This window comes from Azospirillum sp. OGB3 (assembly GCF_014192915.1).
Taxonomy (GTDB): Bacteria; Pseudomonadota; Alphaproteobacteria; order Azospirillales; family Azospirillaceae; genus Azospirillum.
On record NZ_JACHYN010000006.1, the window covers coordinates 17,180 to 42,824 of the forward strand.

Sequence of the window (25,645 nt, forward strand, 5' to 3'; positions counted from 1 at the left end):
CGAATCCATCCGCACAAGAGCGATGGGCGGGAAGGCAACCCTAAGTGTTTCATCAGTTATGAATTCTTGCATTAACTGTGGCCTGAATGCATCAAAGGGACCTTCCGGCGCGACACAACGGTGCCGCGTGGATGGCAAAGGAAGGATGTTTTCCGGGAAAAGTTGATCGACTCGCGGGATGCGAATCTTGAACGGACCATGGACAACACCATTTGCGTGGCGTTCGGGTCCGGGCCCCTCTGACGGCTGAGGCGTCAGCCGTGATGTCGGATACCGCTTGAATTCACTGCAGACGCAGCGCAATCAAGTGGGCCTTGTTATGGATTCCCTTATCGCCTCCTTCTTTCTCGATTTCATGGGAAAGCCGGCGTGGGTCTGGCTGACCTTCGTCGGTCTTGTTCTTGCCTTGCTGGCCTTCGATCTCGGCATCCTCAACCGGCGCGACCGCGAGATCGGTGTCAGGCAAAGCCTTCGCCTCTCCGCTTTCTACATCACCGTCGCCCTGCTGTTCGGCGGCTGGGTCTGGTGGTCGATGGGCGACGCGGCGGCCGCCCAGTACTACACGGGATTCTTCATCGAGAAGAGCCTGTCGCTCGACAATGTCTTCGTCATATCGCTGATCTTCACCTACTTCGCGGTCCCGCGCGCCTACCAGCATCGCGTGCTGTTCTGGGGCATCCTGGGCGTGATCGTGATGCGCGGCCTGATGATCGCCGCCGGCGCCGCGCTGGTCAGCGAGTTCGACTGGGTCCTATACATCTTCGGCGCCTTCCTGTTGATCACCGGCGTGAAGATGCTGTTCGCCGTGGACAAGGAGCCGGACCTCACCGGCAACCCGGCGCTGCGCTTCCTGACCCGGCACCTGCGGATCACCGACGGCTTCCGCGGCCAGAACTTCTTCGTGCGGGAAAAGGCACCCGACGGGCGGATGGCGCTCTACGCCACGCCGCTGTTCCTGGCGCTGATGATGGTCGAGTTCGCCGATCTGATCTTCGCGGTGGACAGCGTGCCGGCGATTTTTGCCATCACCACCGATCCCTACATCATCTACACCAGCAACATCTTCGCCATCCTCGGCCTGCGCGCGCTCTACTTCGCGCTGGCGGCGATGGTCCACCGCTTCCGTTACCTGAAATACGCGCTGGCGCTGGTGCTGGTCTTCATCGGCGGCAAGATCTTCTACGCGCAGGTCTTCGGCAAGCCGGACCCGCTGATCTCGCTCGGTGTGACGCTGACCCTGATCGCCGGCGGCGTGGTCGTGTCGCTTCTCAAGACGCGCAGCGAGGGCAAGCGGCTGGCGGTGGAATGACGCCGGTCAGCCGGTGAAGCCCAGGCGCTTCAGGGCGGCGATGCTCTCCTTCGCGCTGGTGTGGAGGATGAAGTCGCCGCCCGCCTGCGTCCAGGGATCGCGGGCCTTCTCGCGGTCGTCGACGAGCACCGTGCCCGGCCCGCCGTGGCGGTGCTTGTCGCGGGCCATGCAGGTGATGACCCGCACATGAGGGCCCAGCATGTGGGCGACCCAGCGCCGCTTCTGCTCCGGCGCCCAGGAGCCGAGCGGAAGGCCGGTCAGGATGGTCGGGCCGTAAGGTTCGCAGAAGCGCCAGAGATCCTGCGCGTCGTGCATGAAGTCGAGCGTACCGAAGAAGTCGGGGTGGCGGGACAGTTCCCGCCACATGACCTTCATCGGGATCTCCTCCGGCCGCTTGCCGGTGACCGCCTTCACGCCACGGTCGAAGTCGGCCAGAACGCCGTCGAGGTCGAGAAACAATTTGCGTTTTTGCATCGTCCGCCTTGTCGCGCCCTTCCGCGTCTCGCCGTCTCCCACCTCCAGGCGACGGGGATGAAGAATACCGGCGTCGCGGAACCTTCGCCAGCCCATCGGGTTGCACCCGAAGGCATAGGCGCACGGATACTGTGCGGCAGGGGGGTACGGATGACGGTCATAGGCATTTCAGGGTCTTACGGTGGCCTGAATTTGGGCGACGAGGCGATCCTCACCTCGGCCATCGAGCAGTTGCGCGCCACGGTGCCGGGGGTGGAGGTCGTCGTCTTCTCGCGCAACGCCGCCCACACGCAGGAGAACCATGCGGTCGACCGCGTCCTGAACCCGCGGGAGGCCATGAAGGACGAGATCACCCCGGAGGTCGAGCGGCTTGATCTGCTCCTCCTGGGCGGTGGCGGCATCCTCTACGACAGCGAGGCGCAGACCTACCTGCGCGAGGTCACCATCGCGCAGAGGCTGGGCGTGCCGACCTACACCTTCGCCATCGGCGTCGGCCCGCTGAAGGACCGGGTGGAGCGCGACGCGGTGCGCGAGGGACTGGACCGCATGGCCGGCATCACCGTCCGCGAGCCGAGCGCCAAACGGCTGATCGAGGAGATCGGCGTGCAGGTCCCTGTGACGGTCACCGCCGACCCGGCCCTGCTCCTGAAGCCGGAGCCCTTCACCGAGGAGATGCTGGCCGAGGCCGGCATTCCGCGCGGTCGTCCGCTGGTCGGTCTGTCGGTGCGCGAGCAGGGCGCTGCGGCGCCCGAACTCACCGACGCGGCCTACCACCAGCTTCTGGCCGAGGCGGCGGACTACATCGTGCAGCGCTTTGGCGCCGATGTGGTGTTCGTGCCGATGGAACGTGCCGACGTGCGGGAAGCGCACCGCGTCATGGGCCGCATGGCCGTGTCCGAGCGCGCCCATCTGCTGCAGTACCGCTACACGCCGCGCCAGATCATCGGGTTGATGGATCATTTCGAGATGGCCGTGGGGATGCGGCTGCATTTCCTGATCTTCGCGGCCATCACCGGCACGCCGCTGATCGCTCTGCCCTACGCCTCCAAGGTGTCGGATTTCCTGTCCTCGGTGGGGTTGGAGCCGCGGGCGACCGTGTCCCACACCACCGCCGGGACCTTCCTCGCCGACCTTGACCGCCTGTGGGATCACCGCGCGGAGCAGAAGGGACTGCTGCGCGATCGGCTTCCCGTGCTGATGGATCGCGCCCGCGAAACGGCGCCGCTGGCCCTGCGGACGGTGACCCCGCGCGCCGAACCGGCGGTGGAGCTGGCGGAATAATGGCCGGCGGAATGATGAAAGGAGCCAGTCTTGCCCGTTCTGCCCTGTCCTCCGAACCCTGAATCGGTCACGCTGCCGCCGCGCCGCGCCATGAAGGTGGCGCGCTGCCACGTCCTCGTCGTCGGCGGCGGCCCCGCCGGCATGGGGGCGGCCATCGGCGCCGCCCAGTCGGGAGCCGAGACGATCCTGGTGGAGCGCTACGGCTTCCTCGGCGGCAACGCCACGGCGGCGCTCGTCATGCCCTGGATGAGCTTCTACACCCAGCGCGGCTCGGTGGCGGTGGTCGACAACACCCGCCTGATGCCCCAGGACCACGGCCCCGGCGAGCCGGTGGTGGGCGGGGCGCTGGCCGTCTTCCTGGGGCGTCTGTACACCAACCAGGGAGCCATTCCGCCCTCGCCGGACACCGGCTTCACCGTTCCCTTCGACCCGGAGGTGCTCAAGGTCACCGCCCAGCAGATCCTGGATGAGGCCGGGGTGAAGGTGCTCCTGCACGCCTTCGCCTCCACCGTCCTCGGGGAGCCGGGAAAACCCGACGCCGTGGTCTTCGAGACGAAGTCCGGCCCGGTGGTCATCGAAGCCGACGTGATCGTGGATTGCACCGGCGACGGCGACATCGCGGCGCTGGCCGGCTGCGACTACGAGGTCGGGCGGGAGGAGGACGGGCTGACCCAGCCGATGACGCTGATGTTCCGTATGGTCGGCTTCGACCACGACGCCTTCAACGGCTATGTGCGGGAGCATCCGACGCAATGGCGCGGCGTGCACGGGCTGTGGGACCTTGTCTCCAAGGCCACCGCCAACGGCGACCTCGATCTGGCGCGCGAGGACATCCTGTTCTTCGCCACCACCCACCCCGGGGAGATCGCCCTGAACTGCACGCGGGTCACCGGCGCGCTGGGCACCGACGTCTTCGACCTGACCCGCGCGGAATGGGAGAGCCATCGGCAGGCCGCGCAGATCGCCAATTTCCTGCGCAAGTACGCCCCCGGATTCGCCGACGCCTACACCTGCCAGACCGGCACCGGAATCGGCATCCGCGAGACGCGGCGCATCGTCGGCGACTACGCCATGACCGCGGACGACGTGCTGGGGGCGGCGAAGTTCAAGGACGCCATCGCGCGCGGCACCTACCCGGTGGACATTCACAGCCCGACCGGCCGCGGCACGGTGTTGAAGCGCGTGCCCTCCGGCGAATGGTACGAGGTGCCCATGCGGGCGCTTCTGCCCAAGGGGACGGAGAAGCTGCTGGTGGCCGGACGCTGCATCTCCGGCAGCCACGAGGCCCATTCCTCCTACCGGGTGACGCCCACCTGCATGGCGACGGGGCAGGCCGCCGGGGTCTGCGCGTCGATGGCGGCGCGGCGCGGCGAGCGCACCCGCGACATACCGGTCGGCGCCATCCAGCGCGAGCTGCTGCGCCAGGGCGCCCTGCTGCGCGAGCCGGAGGCGTAGTCCCGCAAGGCGAGGTCAGCGCATCGCGAAGAGTTCCTGGTGGAAACGTCGCTCCACCGGCAGGCCGTGGGCGGCGAAGTCGTGCCGCAGCGCCTGCCCGAAGCCAGTCGGGCCGCAGAACCAGACGCTGGCGTCGCGCCATTGCGGCACCAGGGCACGGATGCGCCCGCCGTCCAGACGACCGTCGCGGCGGTCAACCAGGACATGGAGGCTCACCCCCGCCGCCGCGGCGTCGGCGGCGAGCTTCGCGATCGCCTCTTCGTCGTACTCGCTGGTGGTGTGGAAGAAGTCGATGGTTTGCCGCCGCCGTTCTGGGCTGGCCGCCAGGAACTTCATGCGGGCGATGAAGGGCGTGACGCCAATCCCGCCGCCCACCCAGATCTGGTGCGGGCAGGAATCGTCGAAGGTAAAGCAACCGTAAGGCCCCTCCACCGTCACCGCCTGGCCGACCGCCAGCCATTCCCGCAGGCGCCGGGTGTGGTCGCCAAGTTCCTTGACCACGAAGGTGATGCGACGCTCGGCATCGTTCCAGGCCGAGGCGATGGTGTAGGGATGGGCGCCCTCCGTCTTGTCCGAGGTGGCGAAGGCGAACTGGCCCGCCTTGTGGCCCGGCCAGCCCTGCGGAACGTCGATCGCGACCTCCAGCGTGCGCACGCCGGGAAAGTAATGGAGCGCGCTGATGGTGCCGGGAACCCGCCGGTCGGCGGCGACCCGGCCGAGCAGCGCGACAACGGCGGCCCAGGCGCTGGCGGCGAGGAGCGGAGCCAGGACCCAGCCGATGGGCGCGCTCCAGTAGGCGAAGTTGGTCAGCACGACGGCGTGGAAGACCAGCACGAGGTAGGCGATCGCCAGAAGGCGGTGCGTCTTGAAGAACAACCGGTAGGGAAGGCGTTTGAACAGCGCCAGCGCGATCAGCAGCACGGCCGCGTAGAAGGCCCATTCGCCGAGCCATTCGGCGGTGCCGCGCAGGCTGCGGAGCGACTGTTCGAGGGAACTGTCGGGCATGGCCCGCGGTCCCCGTTGCGGCCGGGCCAGCCACCCCCAGCCCACCGCCCATTTCGGCCCCTGGGCCCACAGCCAATGGACGACCGCCGCGACGAGGCCGGCGATGCCCAGCCATTTGTGCAGGCGGTACATTTTGTCGAGACCGCCGAACCACGCTTCCGGCCAGCGCGGCCGCAGCGCCAGGATCATTGCCATGCCCATGCAACCGATGGCGATGATCCCGCTGTACTGAACCAATGCGGCGCGAAGACCGAAGAAGCTATCCGCCAAAAACACTCCAGGTTCGGCGGCAAACCATAAAATCGTGAGAAGGGCTAAAATACCCCACAAAGACAATTTTATCGCTTTCATGGCGACATCCTCCGTGTCGGCCACCGTCAAGGTGCGGATGGAGGGATGATCGCGATCGCCTTTCCGGTGACAAGCCGATCCCGATCATCGCAGCCATTCGAATCGTCGGCCACGGCAACGGCGGGGGATGACGGGGGATTCGGTTACTTGCGAATCCAGACCTTGGTTTCCATGAAGCGGTTGGCGAGGAAGCGGTAGGTCTGCTTCTGCAACTGCTCGATGGCGGTCGACTTCTCCACCGGCGTGGCGTCCCAGGCCTGAAGGATGTCCTCCCATTCCAGAAGCCGGGCGCGCAGGTCGTCACGGATCTTGCGGATGAAGGTCACGGTCGTGTCGAAGGCCTTCAGCGCGCCGAAGATCTCGCCGGTCTGGGCGTCCGCCTGCTCGAAGATGGCGTCGTAGTCCTTCAACGGCTTGTTCAACAGACCCTGCATGCGCGCGACCTCATTGCACAGCGTACGGTCGGTCCGGTAGAGCTGGGTCAGCCGGCTCAGCTTGCCGCTGATGGCGCGGATGGCGTTGAAGCGGTCGCGCAGTGCCTCGATGTAGGATAGCTCCTGCGTCAGGTCCTCGATGCGGTCGGTCAGGTACTGCTCGTAATTGTCCTTGAGGCCGAGCTTCGCCGCGATGTCCTTGAAGGCGGCCTTGACGCGCTGCTTGGTCTGCGGGTCCTCGACGATCTGTTCCAACTCGTCGGCCTTCACCACGATCATCTCGGTTCCGGAGATCGAGGAGACGAGTTGGACGGTCAGGCGCCCGCGCGCGATGGTCCGATGCTTCTCCTCAACCGACCAGGAGGCCCGGCCGTCCAGCAGTTCGCCCGGAATCTGCTCGCCGGGACGGATCTGCTTCACGAAGGCCAGCCCCTTGGCGACGATGTCCAGAAGTTTGGCGTCGCGGCTGTCCTCCTTGATGTCGAAGGATTCCATCAGCGTGTTGAAGGGCAGGGCGGCCTTCAGATCCCCCAGCAGGATGTGCAGGACCGGCTGCTTGGCGGACGGGTCGATGCAGAAGAAGGCCCCGGAGAGGCTGAAGACCTTGTGCTCAAAATCGAAATGTGTGTCCCGCATCGGCGCCGCGGGCGCGGCATCGGGTGGAGGCGCCGCCGCGGGCATCGCCTCGGCATCGGCTTCCGTGTTTCCGGTTTCGGGATCGGTGACATCGGACATGGGAGGGGACCGGAAGCGGGAATGGGACGGGCAGGTTACAGCAGATCGCGCAGCCGGAACCAGAGCATCGCGAGGACAAGCGCCGGTGTGCGGAACCGCCGTCCGCCGGGGAAGGGCAGGTGGGGGACGCGGGCGAACACGTCGAACCGCTCCGCCGTGCCGCGGATCGCCTCGGCCATGACCCGTCCGGCCATGCCGGCCAGCGCCACCCCATGGCCGGAATAGCCGTGAGCGAAACAGGTGGTGGGCGTCAGGCGCCCGACATCGGGCATGCGGTTCATGGTGATGGCGACGTGGCCGCCCCAGAAGTGATCGACCGCGACGCCGCGGAGTTGCGGGAAGACCGCCAGCATCTTTGACCGCATGGCGATCTTCAGACCCGGCGCGTCCAGACCGGAGTAGCTGACGCCGCCGCCGAACAGCAGCCGGTGATCGGCGGAGCGGCGGAAGTAATTCAGCACGAAGTTCATGTCGCTGACCGCCGCATTGGTCGGCAGCAGGGAGGTTGCTGTGGCCTCGCCAAGCGGCTCTGTGGCGATCATGTAGGTGGCGACCGGCATCACCTTGGCTGACAGGCGCGGTGCCAACGCCCCCAGATAGGCGTTCCCGGCAAGCACAAGGAAGCGCGCCGTTACCCGCCCTTTGGCGGTGGTGGCGCTGGGTTTGTCCCCGGTGTCGATGGCGGTGACCCGGCTGTCCTCGAAAATGCGCACGCCGGCTTGGTGGGCCGCGCCGGCAAGGCCCAGCGCGTAATTCAGCGGGTGCAGATGTCCGCTTCCGTCGTCGGCCAGCCCGCCGACATAGGCGTCGCTGCCGACCACCGTCCGCATGGCGTCGCGGTCGAGCGCGCGGACCTTCCCATAGCCGTAGCGGTCACGCATCTCGCGTTCCATTGCCGCCACGTCGTCCATGTGGCGCGGTTTCACCGCGGCGTGGGCGAAACCCCAGGTGAGATCGCAGGCGATGGCGTGCTTCACCACCCGCTCGACGATCAGCGCCTTGGATTCCTCGCCGAGGTCCCACAGCCGACGGGCATCCTCCGCCCCAACCCAGCGCTCGATGGTGCTCATCGACTTGTTGTAGCCGGTGATGATCTGCCCGCCGTTGCGGCCCGACGCCCCCCAGCCGACGCGGTTGGCCTCCAGCAGGACCACGTCGTAGCCCCGCTCGGCCAGTTCCAGTGCGGTCATCAGCCCGGTGTAGCCGCCGCCGACCACGCAGACGTCGCAGGACAGCGTTCCTTCCAGTTCCGGGTGCTGCGGGTATGGAGTCGCGGTGTCGGCGTACCACGAGCGGATGTGGGATGATGGAGGCATGACCGCCGAGTTAGGGGAGGGACCCCCGCCCCGTCAATGATTCCAGCGGTCATATGGGCAGGATCTTTGTTCCCCTCTGGCGCGAGGAGGGGGTGCGGGATCATAGTAAGGCGGTCGTTCACAGCAGGGAGGGGCTGCCCACCGTCCGGTGCGGTCCATACGTTCATGGGTTTCATGGAAGACTTCATCAAGAAGAACCGCATCACCGAAGTGGAATGCCTCGTGCCCGACATGTCGGGCATTGCGCGCGGCAAGATCGTGCCCGCCGAGAAGTTCCTGCGCATCCTGCGCGACCGCGGTCTGCGGCTGCCCGAGGCGATCTTCGTCCAGACCGTGACCGGGGAGTATCCGGAGGACGATTCGGTGACCTCGGATGAGAATTCCGACATCTACATGATCCCGGACGAGCGGACGATCCGCTTCGTTCCCTGGTACGAGGAGCCGACCGCCCAGGTCATCACCGACTGCGTCTACGCCGATGGCAGCCCGGTGAACTTCTCGCCCCGCCATGTCCTAAAGCGGGTGCTGTCGCTCTACGAGGAGCGCGGCTGGAAGCCGATGGTGGCGCCGGAGCTGGAGTTCTTCCTCGTCCAGGTCAACAAGGACCCCGACTACCCGTTGGTGCCGCCGGTCGGCCGCAACGGGCGGGTGGAGAGCGGGCGGCAGGCCTTCGGCATCGACGCGGTGAACGAGTTCGATCCGATCTTCGAGATGGTCTACGACTTCTGCGAGGCGCAGGACATCGACATCGACACCCTGACCCATGAGGCCGGGGCGGCGCAGATCGAGATCAACTTCAACCACGGCGACGCGCTGGAACTGGCCGACCAGGCCTTCCTGTTCAAGCGGACGGCGCGCGAGGCGGCGCTGCGCCATCAGGTCTACGCGACCTTCATGGCAAAGCCGATGCAGAACGAGCCGGGCAGTGCCATGCACATCCACCAGTCGGTGGTCGATGCGGATTCCGGGCGCAACCTGTTCTCCGACGCCAACGGGGCGGACACGCCGCTGTTCATGTCGCACATCGCCGGCCTCCAGAAGTATTTGCCCTACGCGATGCCGCTGCTGGCGCCGAACGTGAACTCCTACCGCCGGCTGGTGCCGAACTCCGACGCGCCGATCAATGTGCATTGGGGCCGCGACAACCGCACCACCGGCCTGCGCGTTCCCGTCTCGCCCGCCGATTCGCGCCGGGTGGAGAACCGGGTGGCCGGCGCCGACGCGAATCCGTACCTCGCCATCGCCGCCTCGCTGGCCTGCGGCTATCTCGGCATGGCCCAGGGGCTGGAGCCGACCGACCCGGTGAAGGGCTCCGCCTACCGGCTGGCCTTCACCCTGCCGCGGCACCAGGGCGATGCCTTGCAGAAGTTCAACGCCTGCAAGCCACTGAAGGAGGTGCTGGGCGAGAAGTTCCTGGACGCGGTGACCTGCGTGAAGGAGGCCGAGTACGAGGCCTATCACCGCGTGATCAGCTCGTGGGAGCGCGAGAATCTTCTGCTGAACGTTTGAGCATTTTTCCGCCCCCTTCCGCCGTTGCCGCGGGAGGGGGCGTTTCCGTTCCGCAAAACCCCGGAAAACCACCCGCAAACCGTTGACAACCAACCTCCCCGTGGGTGCAATAGCGCTCGCGCCGGGGACGCCGTGCGACGCACGCCGCCCCTCACGTCGAATGGAAAAAAGTCGACCAGTCACGAACTGACGAACGATCCAGAATCCGGGGGCTTTCTGCATGAAACGTTTCGCTCTCAGCGTCATCGGCGCCGTCGCGGCGATCGCCATCGCCGGCCCGGCGCTGGCCCAGGCCAAGAAGCCGGTCAACATCTACATCTGGAACGACTATCTGGGCGAATCGACGCTGGCGGACTTCACCAAGGCCACCGGCTACGACACCAAGGTGGACCTGTACGACAGCCTTGAGCTGCTGGAGCAGAAGGTGCTGGTCGGCAAGTCGGGCTACGACGTGATCGTCCCGACCGCCGAGCCGACCCTGTCGCGCATGATCCAGGCGAAGGTCGTGGCGCCGCTCGACAAGGCGAAGATCCCGAACCTGAAGAACGTCGATCCGAAGGTTCTCAAGCTCCTCGAGAACTCGGACCCCGGCAACAAGTTCGCCGTGCCCTATCTGGGCGGCACGGTCGGCATCGCCATCATCCCGGAGAAGATCAAGGCCGTCGCCCCCGACGTCCCGCTCGACAGCTGGGACCTGATCTTCAAGCCGGAGGTGGCGAAGAAGGTCGCGGCCTGCGGCATCACCGTGATGGATTCGGCCATCGACGTGATCCCGTCGGTGCTGAACTACCTCGGCCTCGATCCGAACTCCGAGAAGAAGGAGGATCTGGACAAGGTCGAGAAGACGCTGCTGGCGGTCCGCCCCTACATCAAGCAGTTCGTCACCGGCCAGAACATCAACATCCTGGCGGGCGGCGACGCCTGCGTCGTCATGGCCTACAACGGCGACGCCATCCAGGGTGCGGCCCGCGCCGAGGAAGCCAAGAACGGCGTGAAGGTCGAGTACATCACGCCGAAGGAAGGCGTGCAGGTGTGGTGGGACACGCTGGCCATTCCGGCGGACGCGCCGAACAAGGACGGCGCGCACGCCTACATCAACTTCATCCTGGACCCGGCGAACACCGCCGCGATCTCCAACACGGTCAGCTACGCCAACGCCGTTCCGGCCTCGCTGGCCTCGGTTGACGAGGGCGTGAAGAGCAACCCGGCCGTCTTCCTGCCGGAGAACAGCAGCCTCAAGCTGTTTGCCCTGAAGTCGATCAAGCAGACCACCGACCGCGCCCGCACCCGCGTCTGGACCAAGGTCAAGACCGGCAAGTAAGCGCGCCGCGAACCGGCACGCACGACACGCGCCCTGGTCGTTTCCCATCGGGAACGGCCGGGGCGCTCCCATGATACGGCCGGAAAATGATCGTTCCCATCATTTTTCGGCCGTGAAACCCGGCAGATCAATGCTTTAGCATTGATTGAGAGGGGCATGCGGACGGCGCCTTCGGGTGCCGTCCGCATGAGAAGAGGACGCCGAGAGGAGCCGCATGGCCGTCCAGCCGATCCGCAAGCCCACGCGCCTGGAACCCTGGCAGGATCCGGGACAGAAGCCCTATGTGCGAATCGAGAAGGTGACCAAGACCTTCGGCGATTTCGTCGCCGTGGACGAGGTCAGCCTGTCGATCTACCGGGGCGAGTTCTTCGCCCTGCTGGGCGGTTCCGGGTCGGGCAAGACGACCCTGCTGCGCATGCTGGCCGGGTTCGAGACGCCGACCGAGGGCAAGATCTTCATCGACGGCGTCGACATGGCCGGCATCCCGCCCTACGAGCGGCCGGTCAACATGATGTTCCAGTCCTACGCCCTGTTCCCGCACATGTCGGTGGAGCAGAACGTCGCCTTCGGCCTGAAGCAGGACGGCGTTCCGAAGGCCGAGATCAAGGAACGGGTGGGGGCGATCCTCGACCTCGTCCAACTCGGCCAGTTCGGCAAGCGCAAGCCGCATCAGCTCTCCGGCGGCCAGCGGCAGCGCGTGGCGCTGGCCCGCTCGCTGGTCAAGCGGCCGAAGCTGCTGCTGCTGGACGAGCCGCTGGGCGCGCTGGACAAGCGGCTGCGCGAGCGGACCCAGTTCGAGCTGGTCAACATTCAGGAGAAGCTGGGCGTCACCTTCATCGTGGTCACCCACGACCAGGAGGAGGCGATGACCATGTCCTCGCGGATCGCCGTCATGAACCACGGCGTCATCGCCCAGACCGGCACGCCGACCGAGATCTATGAGTACCCGCAGTCCCGCTTCGTCGCCGAGTTCATCGGCTCGGTGAACATGTTCGAGGGCAGGGTGGTGGAGGATCAGGCCGACCATGTGCTGATCCGCTCCGAGGATGCCGGCTGCGACCTCTACATCAACCACGCGGTGGCGGTCCCCGCCGGCGCCACGGTGGGCGTCGCCGTCCGTCCGGAAAAGATCGCGCTGAGCAAGGAGCCGCCGGCCAACGCTGATGGGCGCAACGTCACCAGCGGGATCGTGCGCGAGATCGCCTATCTTGGCGACGTGTCGATCTATCTGGTCGAGCTGAAGACGGGCAAGACCGTGCGCGTCACGGCGCCCAACGTGGTGCGGCGCACCGAGATGCCGATCACCTGGGACGACGAGGTGCATCTGAGCTGGCGTCCCTTCGCCGGGGTGGTGCTGACGCAATGATCGATCTTCTGCGCCGGATCGGCCTGTGGGGGCGGGGGATGGTGGTCGCCATCCCCTACCTGTGGCTTCTGCTGTTCTTCCTGGTGCCCTTCCTGATCGTGTTCGGCATCAGCCTGTCGGAGGCGATGCTGGCGCAGCCGCCCTACGCGCCGCTGATCGACTGGCTGGTGGACGAGGACGCGGGCACGACCAAGCTCCAGATCCTGCTCAACCTGTCCAATTATCTGCGGCTGGGCGGGGACGACCTCTACATCCTGGCCTATCTGAACTCGGTGAAGATCGCGCTGGTCACCACCGTCTGCTGCCTGCTGCTGGGCTACCCCATGGCCTACGCCATCGCCCGGGCAGAGCCGTCCAGGCGCGGGCCGCTGATGATGCTGGTCATCCTGCCCTTCTGGACCAGCTTCCTGATCCGCATCTACGCCTGGATCGGCATCCTGAAGGCCAACGGGGTGGTGGACAACCTGCTGCAATGGACCGGCCTGACGACGGAGCCGTTCGAGCTGCTCTACTCGGACTGGGCCGTCTACATCGGCATGACCTACTGCTACCTGCCCTTCATGGTGCTGCCGCTCTACGCGACGTTGGAGAAGCTGGACCCAACGCTGCTGGAGGCGGCGGCGGACCTCGGCTGCCGGCCCTGGAAGGCGTTCCTGACCGTGACCCTGCCGCTGTCGCTGCCGGGCATCATCGCCGGGTCGCTGTTGGTCTTCATCCCCTCGGTCGGTGAGTTCGTGACTCCGGAGCTGCTGGGCGGTCCGGACACGCTGATGATCGGCCGGGTTCTGTGGAACGAGTTCTTCGCCAACCGCGACTGGCCCGTCGCCTCGGCGGTGGCCATCGCGCTCCTGTTGTTCCTGGTGGTGCCGATCATGGTCTTCCAGCATGTCCAGGGGCGCCAGACGGAGGCCGGGCGATGAAGCAGATGGGAAAACTGGCTTGGGCGCTGTGGTTCGGCTACGCCTTCCTCTATGTGCCGATCGCGCTGCTGATCTTCTATTCCTTCAACGAGTCGCGGCTGGTCACGGTGTGGGGCGGCTTCTCCACCAAATGGTACGCGGAGCTGCTGCAGAACGACCAGCTTCTCGGGGCGGCCTGGCTGTCGCTCAAGGTTGCGGCGATGTCGGCCACCGCGTCGGTGGTGCTCGGCACCGTCGCCGGTCTGGCGCTGGCCCGCTTCGGGCGGTTCCGCGGGCGGACGCTGTTCGGCGGCATGATCACCGCGCCGCTGGTCATGCCCGAGGTCATCACCGGCCTGTCGCTTCTGCTGCTGTTCGTGGCGCTGGAGCAAGCCATCGGCTGGCCGGACGGGCGCGGCATGACGACGATCACCATCGCCCACACCACCTTCACCATGGCCTATGTGGCGGTCATCATCCAGTCGCGCCTCGTCAGCCTGGACGAGAGCCTGGAGGAGGCGGCGATGGATCTCGGCGCCCGCCCGGCCAAGGTGTTCTTCGTCATCACGCTGCCGATCATCGCCCCGGCCATCGTGTCCGGCTGGCTGCTCGCCTTCACTCTGTCGCTCGACGACGTGGTGGTCGCCAGCTTCGTGTCGGGGCCGGGCTCCACCACGCTGCCGATGGTCATCTTCTCCAGCGTGAAGTTCGGCATCAGCCCGCAGATCAACGCGTTGGCAACGCTGATGATGGTGGTGGTCGCCACCGGAATCTTCATCGCCAGCCTTGTGATGGCGCGGCAGGAACGGCAGAGGAAGCGGGACGAGCAGATGGCGGTGCAAGGGGGCTGAAAACGCCCCTGTCACCCCGGAGCGCCGCCTCATAGGGGCTATGCCATCCGGCCGCAGCCGGCGGGGGTGGCCGTTTGCCGCTGCATTTGCTATTGTATTGGCATCTGCAACAGCGAATGAGGTCGTATCGTGCGCGCGCTCTTATGGTTCCCCATGCTTCGTCTTGGTTTTTCGATGCCTTTTTCGGCGCCCAAGCGCCGTTATTCGGACCGTCCGCCCTCCCGCCGCTGAGCGGTCGAGCGCGCCGCCCTTCCGGGCAATCCGGTGGCCCCTTTGGTGGCCGTTGCCAAATCCTCCGCTCCGTGGTTAGGGTGACCGTGGTCACGGGTGACGCCGTGACGACCCGCCCCGGCCACGCAAGAAGAGCCGGGCTATTCAGGGATTTGGCAGGAGATTCAAAGATGACGACACCGGCGGCGGAAGGCTTCACCATGCCGGGCGAATGGGCACGGCACACCCGTTGCTGGATGGCGTGGCCGTGCCGGCCCGAGACGTGGCCCGAGGGAGCCTTCGACGCCGCCGCTGCCGCCTACACCGACGTCGCCCGCGCCATCAGCCGGTTCGAACCGGTGACCATGGTCTGCGATCCCGCCGACGTCGCCGACGCCTCGCTGGCCTGCGGGCCGGGGATCGAGATCCTGCCTCTGCCCATCAGCGATTCCTGGATCCGCGACACCGGACCCAGCTTCGTCACCGATGGAAAAGGGCAGGTGGCCGGCGTCCATTGGCGCTTCAACGCCTGGGGCGGCAATTACCCGGACAGCGTCAAGGACCAGCAGGTCGGGCGCCTGATGCTCGACCATCTCAACCTGCGGCGCTTCGAGGCTCCCCTGGTCATGGAGGGCGGCTCCTTCCATGTGGACGGGGAGGGGACGCTGCTGACGACCGAGCAGTGCCTGCTGAATCCCAACCGCAACCCGAATCTCGGCAAGGCGGAGATCGAGGAGCTTCTGAAGGAGCATCTCGGCATCTCCAGCGTGATCTGGCTGGGCGAGGGCTATCAGGACGACGAGACGGACGGCCACATCGACGAGATCGCCCTGTTCGTGAAGCCCGGCGTCGTCATGGCGATCACCACCGACGATCCCGGCGACGCCAATTTCAAGGCGTTCCAGGACAACCTCGACCGTCTGAAGCGCGCCCGCGACGCCCAGGGGCGGGAGCTGGAGGTCATCCCGGTCCGCCAGCCGGCGCGGCGCGACGAGAACGGCGTGCGGCTGACCTTGTCCTACACGAACCTCTACATCGCCAACGGCGGCATCGTCATGCCGGCCTTCGAAGATTCGGCGGACGACGAGGCCTACCGCATCGTGCGCCGGGCCTTCCCCGACCGCGAGGTCGTGCAGGTTCCGGCCTTGGACATCGTCCGCGGCGGCGGCGGTATCCATTGTATCACGCAGCAGCAGCCGGCGGTCTGATATCCGGCATCTCGCAGGTCGCGAAAGGGCGAAGGCCGGTCCGGTCTTCGCCTGTGAATCGACAAGTGCGGCGATTGGGATCTTGAATCGGCGGATGCGCGGGCGCATCTTCTTAACATGCAGTTAAACCCGCTCAATATGCCACCGCTGGCAAAGCCTCAGCCGCCGATCACACCGGCAATGCAGATGGCCATGTCCCCGGCGGTGCAGGCGGCGCAGCAGACCACGCCCACCGTCCGAACCCAGACGGTCCAGGCGACCCAGGCGGTCGGCAAGATGGACCAGACGCGGGAAACGCGCAACGCCACCCAGTCGGGGCAAGCGGTGGACCCGCAGGCGGCGGCTGTGCAGGCACGAACGAACGGCCTCGGGTATGGCAGCAAGCAGCGCGGCACACTCCTCGATGTGAGCGTCTGAGGCTTTTTACGCGCCCTTTCCCGCTGTTCAATCCGCATTCTCTCCGTCATTATCTTGTGGAAAGCCGAGGCGGTTTTTCGCGTTGCCGAAGGCTGTTTCCAGGAATCTGGTTCGGCTGTAACGCGCTGGAGCCGTTCGTGTGATGCATTCCGCTCTGATCGCTATGATCGCCGTCGGACAAACGGACGTGGGCCGTGTCCGGTCGCGAAACGAGGACTCCTTTCACGTCGATCCGGAACGCGGTTTGGCAGTGATCTGCGATGGAATGGGGGGGCATGCCGGCGGCGACATCGCCAGTCGCACCGCGGTGGAGACGGTGGCCACGGTGATTGCCGCTCAGCATCGTGCCATGGGCGGGGAGACGATGTCCCCGGCGGAAGAAGATAGGGCGGCGGCCGATGCCGCGTCGACGGTCCGTTCCGCGGTGGTGGCCGCCAACCGTCGCATAAACGCCATGAACCGCCAGCGCGGCTTCGCTGAAGGACGTGGCATGGGGACCACGCTGGTGGGGCTGTGGCGGGTGCCGGGAACAGGCCGCATCGTCGTGTTCCATGCCGGTGACAGCCGGCTGTATCGCCTGCGCGGTGGCGAATTGCGCCTGCTAACCCGCGATCACAGCCTCTATCAGCTTTGGCATGACAACGGACGCCGTGGGCAAGCGCCCCAACGCAACATCATCGTCCGCGCTCTCGGCACCGGGGAGCAGGTCGAACCTGACATCGCCGTCCACGATCTGCAACTGGACGACGTGTATCTCCTGTGTTCCGATGGGCTGACCGGCATCGTGCCGGAGGGCGTGATCCAGCGGATGCTCACCCAACAGCCGCCACCCGCCGCCGAGGACGCCTGCGCCCGGCTGATCGACCTAGCCAACGGTGCGGGTGGGCCGGACAACATCACCCTCATCCTTGCCCGTTTTGTCGTGCTCCCGGCCTGACCGTCTGCGGCGTCGCCTGGTGTTTCAGGGCGCTCTCGCTTTCAGGAACCGCGCGGTGGCAAGGGTGGCGGGCGCGGCCGAGTTCAAAGCCTGCTTCAACGCCGGAAGATAGGACGCCGCCGCCTCGGCCTCAGGACGAGGCGACGCGAACAGCGGCGTGGGGCTGGCGATCACGACGATCAACTCGTGGCCGTACGGCGGGCCGATGGTCCAGAATCGCCCGCCGGTGCCGCGCTCACCCAACCGGCGAATCGCTCGGGATTCCACACGGCTACTGACTTCCAGCGGATTGGGCAACAGGTGGATCACGTCACCGTCCGACGTGAAGTAATCGACCTGCAAATGCGCAGGGAAATCGGGTGATGCGATGTCGAACACCAAATCTTGACCGCCCAGGAGCGGCTTTCGAGCGGCTTCCTTGAAGCGAATCGACAATGGAGCGGCCAATCCGGCGTTGGCCGACCGAAGCGGGCCGATCAGGGTCAGGGGCTCGCACAGGGCAGGGGACACGCGTTCAACCTCGACGGCGGGCCTTTGTCCGGCGAGGAGATCCTGGGCAAGCAGCGCGAGACTGTCCGGATCGGTATCGCCTGCGGTCAGACCGGAGATGGCGACCCGCTGGTCCTTGCCGATGGCGACTTCCAACTCGGCGCAATGAAACTCCGCCAGGGCCGTTTGCAAGGCCGACAGGTCGGGCACGGCGGGAACCGGTGGCACGTCCGGCGCGGAGAGTGGCGGCACGGCTTCGCCGTCGGCGGAGGCCTCGGACGCCGCTCCGGCATGGCCCGACCAAGCGGTCGCAGCGGCGACCGCGGCGAGCAAAACCGCGGAGCATCTGAGGCGCCATGTCGTCGGCGTGTCGGTGTCCTTCACCGGAACCTGAGCGTTGGCTGCAAACAACGGTTTATGTAGCGTGCATTTTGCGCATCGCCAAGGGTCGAGGGCCAAAGGTGGGAAGAGGCTCCCGCCACGGTCGGGAGTCGATCATATAATCTGTATTATGGAAAATAATATCGGGAGGAAGCGAGGAGGGCGCTAATCCGTCCCTTCCGGCGTTCCGGTCGATGCACTATCGTCGCGCTTCGGTTTTCGTGTCCATTCCCGTCCATTCCCTTCGATGAAGGCTGCGCCTTATGCCTCGTTTCCCGTGGCTTTTCGGTCCCGCGCTGTCGCTCTGTCTGATCCCCGTCGCCGGCTTGGCCCAGACGCCGCCCGACTGCGTCAAGCCGTTCAGTCGCGCCGACCGGACCATTTGCTCCAGTGCCGACCTCAGGGTCGCTGCCGAGGATCTGGCGACGCTCCTGCGCGACACCCTGGGGAACACACCGGCCGAAGGCCGCAATGCCATCGAGCGCGCGCAAAAGGCCTTTCTGACCGAACGTGATGGCACCTGCGCCGACAAATCCACCATTCCGGCCTGCCGCGCCCTGTACGAGACGCGCGCCGCCGACCTCGCTGCCCAGAACGCGGTGGCCCAGAAAAAGCTGGCCGCGGTTGTCGCCGGCATTCCGAAGGACGCCAAGTCCGCCGCCGCGGCGTTGCAGCGCCACAGTGGTGCGCTGGCGAAGGCGTGGCTGGTTTACCTCTACCAGAGCGGCACGGTGACGGTGCCCGACAAGGACGCCATGGTGCGCAGGCTGGTGGACGAGATCGTGAACCAGGATCTTCCGAAAGATCCCTATCTCCTTGAGGAGATGACGAATCTCGGCGATGTGGCGAGCGCACCCCTGGGAACGGGGCTGCTGTTCCTGCGCCATGTCCTGTCGACCACGGAGATGGACGCGCCCTGCTTCCTGTTCACCAAGCATGGGCAGCCGGCCTTTGAAGCCTTTGGCGCCTTCTGGGGCAACGCGCGCGACGAGACGCCCGGCCTGTGCAGCCCGCCGTCCTCCGTGTTCGATCTGGCGGAATGGAAGGCCGTCGCCACCCACATGGACCCGGCCATAGAGCCGGCCCTGGTTGAGCGCGGCAGCATCCGGCACGGTTACGAGCGTCAGTTCGAAGTGGACGATCTTCAAGCGTCGATGGTGCCCAGCACGCTTCTCGAAGCGCCCATGTCCGTCGAAGCCAAGAAGATGGCCGAGCAGCGCGGCCGGGCGGTGGCCGCTTTTCGATCCTGGAACGACTTCGAGGCTTGGCCGGAGAGGGAGTATCGCGCGACAGTGAGCGCCCTGCCCGCCGCTATCACAGCGACATCAAGGCTTTATCGGGAGAAGTTCAAGCTGAATCCTGAGACGGCGGATCAGGCGGCCAAGGCCGCCGCGGACCGTTTCATCGCCGGGCGGTTGGGCCTCATCATGCCGGACGACTGAGCGCCGCCCTGCCCCATTCCGTCGCCAAACGTTAAAGCTCGATGACGAGCCCGTCGTAGGCGGGCTCGACACCGGCGGGAAGCAGCCGGCGAAGCGTGTCGTAGTCCATGGTCTGGTCCATGTGCGTCAGGTAGGCCCGCTTGGGGCGCACCCGCGCGATCCATTCCAGCGTCAGGGCGAGATGGGCATGGACCGGGTGCGGCGGCTCGATCCGGGCGCAATCGACCACCCACACTTCGACACCGTCCAACGCCGCGAAGGCGTCTTCATCCAACCTCACAACATCGGTCGAATAGGCAAATTTATCAAACCGATAGCCGAGGGTCTTCAGATAGCCGTGATCCTGCTCGAATGGCACGATCTGGTGTCCGCGCACCTCGAACGGGCCTTCCACGGCACGAGACGTCAACACCGGGCGATAAAAAGGATCGCCGGGGCGCAGGGGCTCGAAGCAGTAGGTGAAGCGTCGTTCCAACTCGGCGAGGTCGTCGGCACGGCCATAGGCGTCGATGGGGGCCTGCATCGCCCGGCAGAGTTCCCGCAGTTCATCGATGCCGTGGGCATGATCGGCGTGCTGGTGTGTCCACAGCACGGCGTCGAGCCGTCGCACATCGGCGTTGAGAAGCTGCTGGCGCAGGTCCGGCGAGGTATCGACCAGGACGCTGACGCCACCGCCCTGCCCGGTCCCCCGCCCTTGCTCCCACTCCACCAGGACCGACGGGCGCATCCGCTGGTTCCTGGGGTTCGCCGGGTCACAGGAACCCCAGCCGAGACCGATCACGGGAACACCCCGCGATCCGCCGCAGCCGAGGATCGTAACCCGCTGGCCGGTCATGCGGCGGCCTGTTCGGCCGTTCCGGCACGGGGGAACAGGCGGAAGAAGTTCTCGGTGGAGATCCGGGCCAGTTCGGCCGTCTCCACGCTCTTGACCTCGGCGACACAGGCTGCGGTGTGGGCGACGTAGGCCGGTTCGTTGCGCTTGCCGCGGAACGGTACCGGCGCCAGGTAGGGCGCGTCCGTTTCCACCAGAATCCGGTCCAGCGGAACGTCCCTCACGATGGCGCGGAGATCCTCCGACTTCTTGAAGGTGACGATCCCGGAGAGCGAGATGTAGAACCCGAAATCCAGAGCCTCTTCAGCGAGTTGCCGCCCGGAGCTGAAGCAGTGCAGCAAGCCGTTGACCGGCTGTCCGGCGGCCTCCTCGCGGACGATCCGCATGGTGTCGCTGTCGGCGTCCCGGGTGTGCACGATCAGCGGCAGGCCGGTCTCCAGGCTGGCGCGGATGTGCCGGCGGAAGCACTCCTGCTGAACGTCCCGCGGGCTCTTATCGTAGAAGTAGTCGAGCCCGGTCTCGCCCAGCCCGATCACCTTCGGGTGCTTCGACAGTTCGACGAGGCGTTCAACGGACACTCCGGCGATCTCCTCCGCCGCTTGGTGCGGGTGGACGCCGAGCGAGCACAGGACATCGTCGTAGCGCTCGGCGACCGCCAGGATGCGGTCGAAGCGCGACAGGTAGGTGCAGATGGTCACCATCCGCCCCACCCCCACCTGCCGGGCGCGGTCGACGACCGCGTCCAACTCCTCGGCGAAATCGGGAAAGTCGAGATGGCAGTGGCTATCGACCAGCATCGTTCGTCAGCTCTTCACTTCGTCCACGTAGCGCGGGAACACGCCCTGCGGCGCCGGCAGCGGCGTGCCGGGGACCAGCGCCCCGCCCGCCCCCAGCCGGTCGAACCCGCGGGCCTCCGGCCCCTGCGCCAGTTGGTCCAGGATCTTGGCCGAGGCTTCCGGCATGATCGGCTGGGTCAGGATGGCGAGATGGCGGATGGTCTCGGCCAGCACGTACAGCACCGTGGCCATGCGCGCCGGGTCGGTCTTCTTCAACGCCCAGGGCGCTTGCTCGTCCACATAGCGGTTGCCGTCGCCGATCACCGCCCAGATGGCGTCGAGCGCCTTGTGGAAGGCCTGCGACTGGATCTCCGTCCGGACGATCGGCAGCAGGTTGCGGGCGGCGCCGAGCAGCGCGTCGTCAGCCTCGGTGAAGGCGCCCGGCTGCGGCACGGCGGCGCCGCAGTTCTTGCCGATCATCGACAGGGAGCGCTGCACGAGGTTCCCGTAGTCGTTGGCGAGGTTGCCGTTGATCCGCTGCACCATCTGCTTGTGCGAGAAGTCGCCGTCGTTGCCGAAGGGCACTTCGCGCAGCAGGAAATAGCGGGTCTGGTCCAGACCGTAGGTATTGACCAGCGTCTCGGGCGCGATGACGTTGCCCAGCGACTTCGACATCTTCTGACCTTCGATGGTCCACCAGCCGTGCGCGAAGACGCGCTTGGGCGGGGCCAGCTTGGCGGCCATCAGGAAGGCCGGCCAGTAGACGGCGTGGAAGCGCAGGATGTCCTTGCCGACCATGTGCAGGTTGGCCGGCCAGTATTTGGCGTACTCGCCGCTCTCGTCCGGGAATCCGACCGCGGTGATGTAGTTGGCCAGGGCGTCCAGCCAGACATACATGATGTGGTCGGGGTTGCCCGGCACCGGGATGCCCCACTTGAAGGTGGTGCGGCTGACCGACAGGTCCTTCAGCCCCGACTTCACGAAGGCGACGACCTCGTTGCGCTTGCCGGTCGGAGCGATGAAGTCCGGGTTCTGCTCGTAGAACTCCAGCAGGCGGTCCTGCCAGGCCGACAGGCGGAAGAAGTAGGACGGCTCCTCCACCCACTCGCACTCGGCACCGGTCGGGGCGATCTTCTTGCCAGCGGGCGAGGTGGTCAACTCGTCCTCGCCGTAGAAGGCCTCGTCGCGCACCGAGTACCAGCCGGCGTAGCTGCCGAGATAGATCTCCCCGGCCGATTCCAGGCGGCGCCACAGCTCCTGCACCGACGCGATGTGCCGCGGCTCGGTCGTGCGGATGAAGTCGTCGTTGGAGAAGTTCATCAGCGAGACGAGGTCGCGGAAGTTCTTCGACACGCGGTCGGTGAACTCCTGCGGCGCGATGCCGGCGTTCATGGCGGATTTCTCCACCTTCTGGCCGTGCTCGTCGGTGCCGGTGAGGAACTTCACGTCATAGCCGTCCAGCCGCATGAAGCGGGCCAGCACGTCGCAGGCGAGCGTGGTGTACGCGTGCCCGATGTGCGGCACGTCGTTCACGTAATAGATCGGAGTCGTCAGGTAGAAGGTCTTCGACCCGGTCATGGCAGAGGCTCTCCCGAGAATGCGCCGGCCCGGCGTGTCGCCGGTCCGGGTGGGCGTGGTGTGTCGTCCGTGTTAAGTAGCAGCCGCTTCCAGCGTCGCCAAGGCGTTCAGGACCACCTGTTTGCGGTCGAGATTGGCGGATTCCGCACGGGCGAAATGGCGTTGGACCTTTTCCCACACCTCCACCCAACGTTCAAGGCCGCGGGCGTTGGCCAGACGGGTCATCAGGGCGGCCTCCCCGGCCACCACCTCCGCCGGCCAGGCGCCGCGGGCCAGCGACCGGACGAAGCGGGCCAACCACCAGACGAGCAGGTCCGTGGCCGTCTCATAGAGCCCGTCGTCCTGCTTGCGGGTCAGCTTGTCGCCAAAGGTGTGGGCGGCGGTGATGTCCAGCCGCGGCAGCGTGCCGAGCAGGCCGATCAGCTCGCGGTAGAGGTCGAGCCCACCGGCCTCCGCCAGACCGATCGCCCGGCCGATGCTGCCCTCCGCCAGCCGGGCGAGCGCCGCCCGGTCTTCGCTGCCCAGGTCTGGACGATGCTGGGCCAACAGGTTGAGGACCGTTTCCTCAGGAAGCGGTTGAAGCGTCAGCTTGCGGCAGCGGGAGCGGATGGTCGGCAGCATGCCGCCGGGATTGTCGCTGACCAGAAGCAGCAACGCGCCGGGCGGCGGCTCCTCAAGAATCTTAAGAATGGCGTTCAAGCCACTGAGATTCATGCGATCCGCGCCGTCGATCACGGCGACGCGCCAGCCGCCTTCGGCGGCGGTCTTGCGCAGGAAGGGTCCGATCTTGCGAACGTCGTCCACGGCGATGTCGCGCTTCAGCCGGTCGCGCTTCTCGTCGCGTTGGCGCTCCACGGTCAGCAGGTCGGCGTGACCGCCCGAGGCGACACGGCGAAAGACCGGGGCGTCCGGGGACAGCACCAGCGAGGTGGGCGGTGGCGGCGCGCCGAACAGGCCGGCGTCCGGCGCCTCGTGCCCCTGGGACAGGACGAAGCGGGCGAAGCGAAAGGCAAGTGTCGCCTTGCCGATCCCCGGCGGGCCGCCGATCAGCCAGGCGTGCGGCAACCGCCCGGAGTTCCAGGCGTCGAGCAGCAGGCGCTCGGCGTCATCATGGCCGGTCAGACCGGGGTTGCGGCGCGGGGCGAGGGCGTCCTCCTCCGCGACCGGTTCGGGCGCGCGGGCGCGGCTCACCTCAGGACACTCCCAGGCGACGGGTCACGGTGTCCAGAATGGCCGCCTGCACCGCTTCCACGGGGTGCCCGGCGTCGACGACCGCGCAGCGCTCCGGCTCGCGCGCGGCGATGTCGAGGAAGCCGTCGCGCAGGCGGTGGTGGAAGGCGATGTCCATCCGCTCGTAGCGGTCCTCACCGCCGCGCCGGGCGGCGGCGCGGGCCAGACCCTCCTCCACCGGCAGGTCGAGGATCAGCGTCAGATCGGGCCGGAAGTCGCCCAGGGCCGTGGCTTGGAGCGTGGCGACCAGCTCGCGCCCGAGCCCCAGCCCATAGCCCTGATAGGCCATCGTGCTGTCGAAGAAACGGTCGCAGATGACCCAGTGGCCCGCGTCCAGCGCCGGCCAGACGGTGCGTTCCAGATGGTCGCGGCGGGCGGCGGTGTGCAGCAGAGCCTCGGTCACCGGACCCCAGCGCCCGGTCTCCCCGGACACCAGAAGGCCGCGGATCTCCTCCGCACCCGGCGAGCCGCCGGGCTCGCGGGTCAGCACGACGCGCTTGCCCCAACCGATCAGCGCGTCGGCGAGCAGGCGGATCTGGGTGGTCTTGCCTGCCCCTTCGCCGCCCTCCAGCGTGATGAACCGCCCGCGCGTCATGGTCTGCTCCCGATGGTGATGAGGCCCGCCGCCTTCCGGAGTCCGGCAGTGACGGGCCGGCTTACACCAATCAGCTCGCCCCGAAAATGAGGAACTTCGCCGCCGCCAAAGCGCGGCCCACGAAGCCCAGCTTCTCCACGTCCTGGGCGGCGACCACCGGGAACTCCTTGCCCGGGAAGCCCGGCGCGGAGACCACCACCTTGCCGACCACATCGCCCTTCTTCACCGGGGCGGCGACCGGGGCGTTGCTGACCAGCGACACCTTCATGCCGCTGCGGTCGGCGCGGGCCATGGTGACCTTCATGTCCTCCGGCACGGTGACCGGCACGCTGTCCTGCGCACCCAGCCAGAGCGGCACCTGATCGACCGTCTCGCCCGCCTTGAACAGGGCGTAGGTGGCGAATTCGCGGAAGCCCCATTCGATCAGCCGGGCCGATTCGTCGGCGCGGGCCTGCATGCTCGGCAATCCATTGACCACAAGGATCAGACGGCGCCCTTCCCGCTCCGCCGAGGCGGTCAAACCGTAGCCGCCGGCCTCGGTGTGGCCGGTCTTCATGCCGTCCACGTCCATGCCGCGGTAGAGCAGCGGGTTGCGGTTGCCTTGGTTGATGCCGTGGTACTTGAATTCCCGAATCGAGTAATAGTGGTAGTATTCCGGGAAGTCCTTGATCAGATGCTCGGCCAGGACCGCCAGATCGCGGGCGGTCATATAGTGGTTCGGGTCGGGCCAGCCCGTCGCGTTGGTCAGGTTGGTGTCCTTCAGACCCAACTCGCGGGCGCGCTTGTTCATGCGCTCGGCAAAGGCCGATTCGGAGCCGGCGAGACCTTCGGCGAAGACGATGCAAGCGTCGTTGCCCGACTGCACGATCACGCCCTTGATGAGGTCGTCGACCTTGATGTTGTTGTGCAGTTCCACGAACATCTTGGAACCCTGCATCCGCCACGCGCGCTCCGACACCGGCAGCGTGCTCTCCAGCGTGAGCCGGCCTTCCTTGATCGCGTCGAAGACCATGTACATCGTCATGATCTTGCTCATCGAGGACGGCGCCATGCGCTGATCCGGGCTCTTCTCGAACAGCACGGTGTTCGAGGTGATATCGACCAGGATCGCCTGCTTGGCGATGGTTTCGATGCTGGCGGCGTGAGCCACCGGCCCCACCCCCGCCGCGAACAGCGCGACCGCAAGGCCCATGGCGAAACGGGTGCGGGCAACGCGGGTGCGGACGACAGCGACCATGACAACT

At 66.5% G+C, this 25,645-nt stretch carries 23 protein-coding genes; 12 read left to right on the plus strand and 11 right to left on the minus strand.

The annotated features are described in order from the left end of the window. Positions 1–319: 319 nt before the first annotated feature. Positions 320–1,309: a TerC family protein gene (locus tag FHW79_RS14140; protein ID WP_183179536.1), complete on the plus strand. Its 990-nt coding sequence runs from the start codon at positions 320–322 to the stop codon at positions 1,307–1,309. A gap of 6 nt (positions 1,310–1,315) precedes the next feature. Here FHW79_RS14140 and FHW79_RS14145 read toward each other — a convergent pair whose 3' ends face one another. Next, positions 1,316–1,783 carry a hypothetical protein gene (locus tag FHW79_RS14145; protein ID WP_183179537.1) on the minus strand — a complete coding sequence of 156 codons (468 nt, stop codon included), beginning with the start codon at positions 1,781–1,783 and terminating at the stop codon, positions 1,316–1,318. A gap of 150 nt (positions 1,784–1,933) precedes the next feature. Between FHW79_RS14145 and FHW79_RS14150 the strand changes: the two genes are divergently transcribed. Beyond that, positions 1,934–3,064, plus strand: coding sequence for a polysaccharide pyruvyl transferase family protein (locus FHW79_RS14150; protein ID WP_183179538.1), 1,131 nt, complete (start codon positions 1,934–1,936; stop codon positions 3,062–3,064). A 30-nt stretch (positions 3,065–3,094) separates the two neighbouring features. After that, complete coding sequence (locus FHW79_RS14155) at positions 3,095–4,519, plus strand: FAD-dependent oxidoreductase (protein ID WP_247884375.1); 1,425 nt, start codon at positions 3,095–3,097, stop codon at positions 4,517–4,519. 15 nt (positions 4,520–4,534) lie between these two features. On the opposite strand, the gene FHW79_RS14160 is transcribed toward FHW79_RS14155, so the two are convergent. From FHW79_RS14160 to FHW79_RS14170, 3 genes are all read right to left on the minus strand, one after another. After that, positions 4,535–5,800 carry a ferric reductase-like transmembrane domain-containing protein gene (locus tag FHW79_RS14160; protein WP_348984154.1) on the minus strand — a complete coding sequence of 422 codons (1,266 nt, stop codon included), beginning with the start codon at positions 5,798–5,800 and terminating at the stop codon, positions 4,535–4,537. Positions 5,801–6,018: 218 nt separating this feature from the next. After that, positions 6,019–7,044, minus strand: a complete 1,026-nt coding sequence (locus tag FHW79_RS14165; protein WP_183179540.1) for a hypothetical protein — start codon at positions 7,042–7,044, stop codon at positions 6,019–6,021. 35 nt (positions 7,045–7,079) lie between these two features. Further along, entirely contained in the window at positions 7,080–8,360 is a 1,281-nt protein-coding gene (locus FHW79_RS14170; RefSeq protein WP_183179541.1) for an FAD-binding oxidoreductase, read from the minus strand. A gap of 165 nt (positions 8,361–8,525) precedes the next feature. Between FHW79_RS14170 and FHW79_RS14175 the strand changes: the two genes are divergently transcribed. The 8 genes from FHW79_RS14175 (at position 8,526) to FHW79_RS14210 (ending at position 17,078) form a co-directional block, all read left to right on the plus strand. Next, positions 8,526–9,869, plus strand: coding sequence for a glutamine synthetase family protein (locus FHW79_RS14175; RefSeq protein WP_014240470.1), 1,344 nt, complete (start codon positions 8,526–8,528; stop codon positions 9,867–9,869). 220 nt (positions 9,870–10,089) lie between these two features. Continuing rightward, a complete protein-coding gene (locus FHW79_RS14180) occupies positions 10,090–11,190 on the plus strand; it encodes an extracellular solute-binding protein (protein ID WP_183179542.1) in 1,101 nt (366 codons plus the stop codon). 214 nt (positions 11,191–11,404) lie between these two features. Beyond that, complete coding sequence (gene potA, locus FHW79_RS14185) at positions 11,405–12,556, plus strand: polyamine ABC transporter ATP-binding protein (protein WP_183179543.1); 1,152 nt, start codon at positions 11,405–11,407, stop codon at positions 12,554–12,556. After that, the gene (locus FHW79_RS14190) at positions 12,553–13,476 is read left to right on the plus strand and encodes an ABC transporter permease subunit (protein WP_183179544.1); all 924 of its coding nucleotides are present in this window, start codon (positions 12,553–12,555) and stop codon (positions 13,474–13,476) included. Before potA ends, FHW79_RS14190 begins: the two co-directional genes overlap by 4 nt. Beyond that, positions 13,473–14,306: an ABC transporter permease subunit gene (locus FHW79_RS14195; RefSeq protein ID WP_137138499.1), complete on the plus strand. Its 834-nt coding sequence runs from the start codon at positions 13,473–13,475 to the stop codon at positions 14,304–14,306. The genes FHW79_RS14190 and FHW79_RS14195 overlap by 4 nt, the downstream gene beginning before the upstream one ends. Positions 14,307–14,707: 401 nt before the next feature. Next, positions 14,708–15,724: an agmatine deiminase family protein gene (locus FHW79_RS14200; protein WP_183179545.1), complete on the plus strand. Its 1,017-nt coding sequence runs from the start codon at positions 14,708–14,710 to the stop codon at positions 15,722–15,724. A 186-nt stretch (positions 15,725–15,910) separates the two neighbouring features. Further along, the gene (locus FHW79_RS14205) at positions 15,911–16,141 is read left to right on the plus strand and encodes a hypothetical protein (protein WP_247884377.1); all 231 of its coding nucleotides are present in this window, start codon (positions 15,911–15,913) and stop codon (positions 16,139–16,141) included. A gap of 142 nt (positions 16,142–16,283) precedes the next feature. Beyond that, positions 16,284–17,078, plus strand: a complete 795-nt coding sequence (locus FHW79_RS14210) for a protein phosphatase 2C domain-containing protein (protein ID WP_183179547.1) — start codon at positions 16,284–16,286, stop codon at positions 17,076–17,078. A 24-nt stretch (positions 17,079–17,102) separates the two neighbouring features. Here FHW79_RS14210 and FHW79_RS33515 read toward each other — a convergent pair whose 3' ends face one another. Then, positions 17,103–17,951 (minus strand): DUF4384 domain-containing protein, encoded by an 849-nt coding sequence (locus tag FHW79_RS33515; RefSeq protein ID WP_183179548.1) that lies wholly within the window; start codon positions 17,949–17,951, stop codon positions 17,103–17,105. Between the two features lie 260 nt (positions 17,952–18,211). Here FHW79_RS33515 and FHW79_RS14220 point away from each other — a divergent pair, with 260 nt between their 5' ends. Next, positions 18,212–19,390: a lysozyme inhibitor LprI family protein gene (locus FHW79_RS14220; RefSeq protein ID WP_183179549.1), complete on the plus strand. Its 1,179-nt coding sequence runs from the start codon at positions 18,212–18,214 to the stop codon at positions 19,388–19,390. Positions 19,391–19,421: 31 nt separating this feature from the next. On the opposite strand, the gene FHW79_RS14225 is transcribed toward FHW79_RS14220, so the two are convergent. The 6 genes from FHW79_RS14225 to FHW79_RS14250 all read right to left on the minus strand — a co-directional run bounded on the left by FHW79_RS14225 (position 19,422) and on the right by FHW79_RS14250 (position 25,638). Beyond that, entirely contained in the window at positions 19,422–20,225 is an 804-nt protein-coding gene (locus FHW79_RS14225) for an MBL fold metallo-hydrolase (RefSeq protein ID WP_183179550.1), read from the minus strand. Next, positions 20,222–21,019, minus strand: a complete 798-nt coding sequence (locus FHW79_RS14230; protein WP_183179551.1) for a TatD family hydrolase — start codon at positions 21,017–21,019, stop codon at positions 20,222–20,224. Before FHW79_RS14230 ends, FHW79_RS14225 begins: the two co-directional genes overlap by 4 nt. Positions 21,020–21,025: 6 nt before the next feature. Continuing rightward, positions 21,026–22,576 carry a methionine--tRNA ligase gene (metG, locus tag FHW79_RS14235; RefSeq protein ID WP_183179552.1) on the minus strand — a complete coding sequence of 517 codons (1,551 nt, stop codon included), beginning with the start codon at positions 22,574–22,576 and terminating at the stop codon, positions 21,026–21,028. 72 nt (positions 22,577–22,648) lie between these two features. Next, on the minus strand, positions 22,649–23,767 hold the full coding sequence (locus FHW79_RS14240; RefSeq protein ID WP_183179553.1) for a DNA polymerase III subunit delta': 1,119 nt from the start codon (positions 23,765–23,767) through the stop codon (positions 22,649–22,651). A gap of 1 nt (position 23,768) precedes the next feature. Beyond that, complete coding sequence (tmk, locus tag FHW79_RS14245) at positions 23,769–24,401, minus strand: dTMP kinase (protein ID WP_183179554.1); 633 nt, start codon at positions 24,399–24,401, stop codon at positions 23,769–23,771. A 70-nt stretch (positions 24,402–24,471) separates the two neighbouring features. Then, a complete protein-coding gene (locus FHW79_RS14250) occupies positions 24,472–25,638 on the minus strand; it encodes a D-alanyl-D-alanine carboxypeptidase family protein (protein WP_183179555.1) in 1,167 nt (388 codons plus the stop codon). Between the last annotated feature and the right edge of the window lie 7 nt (positions 25,639–25,645).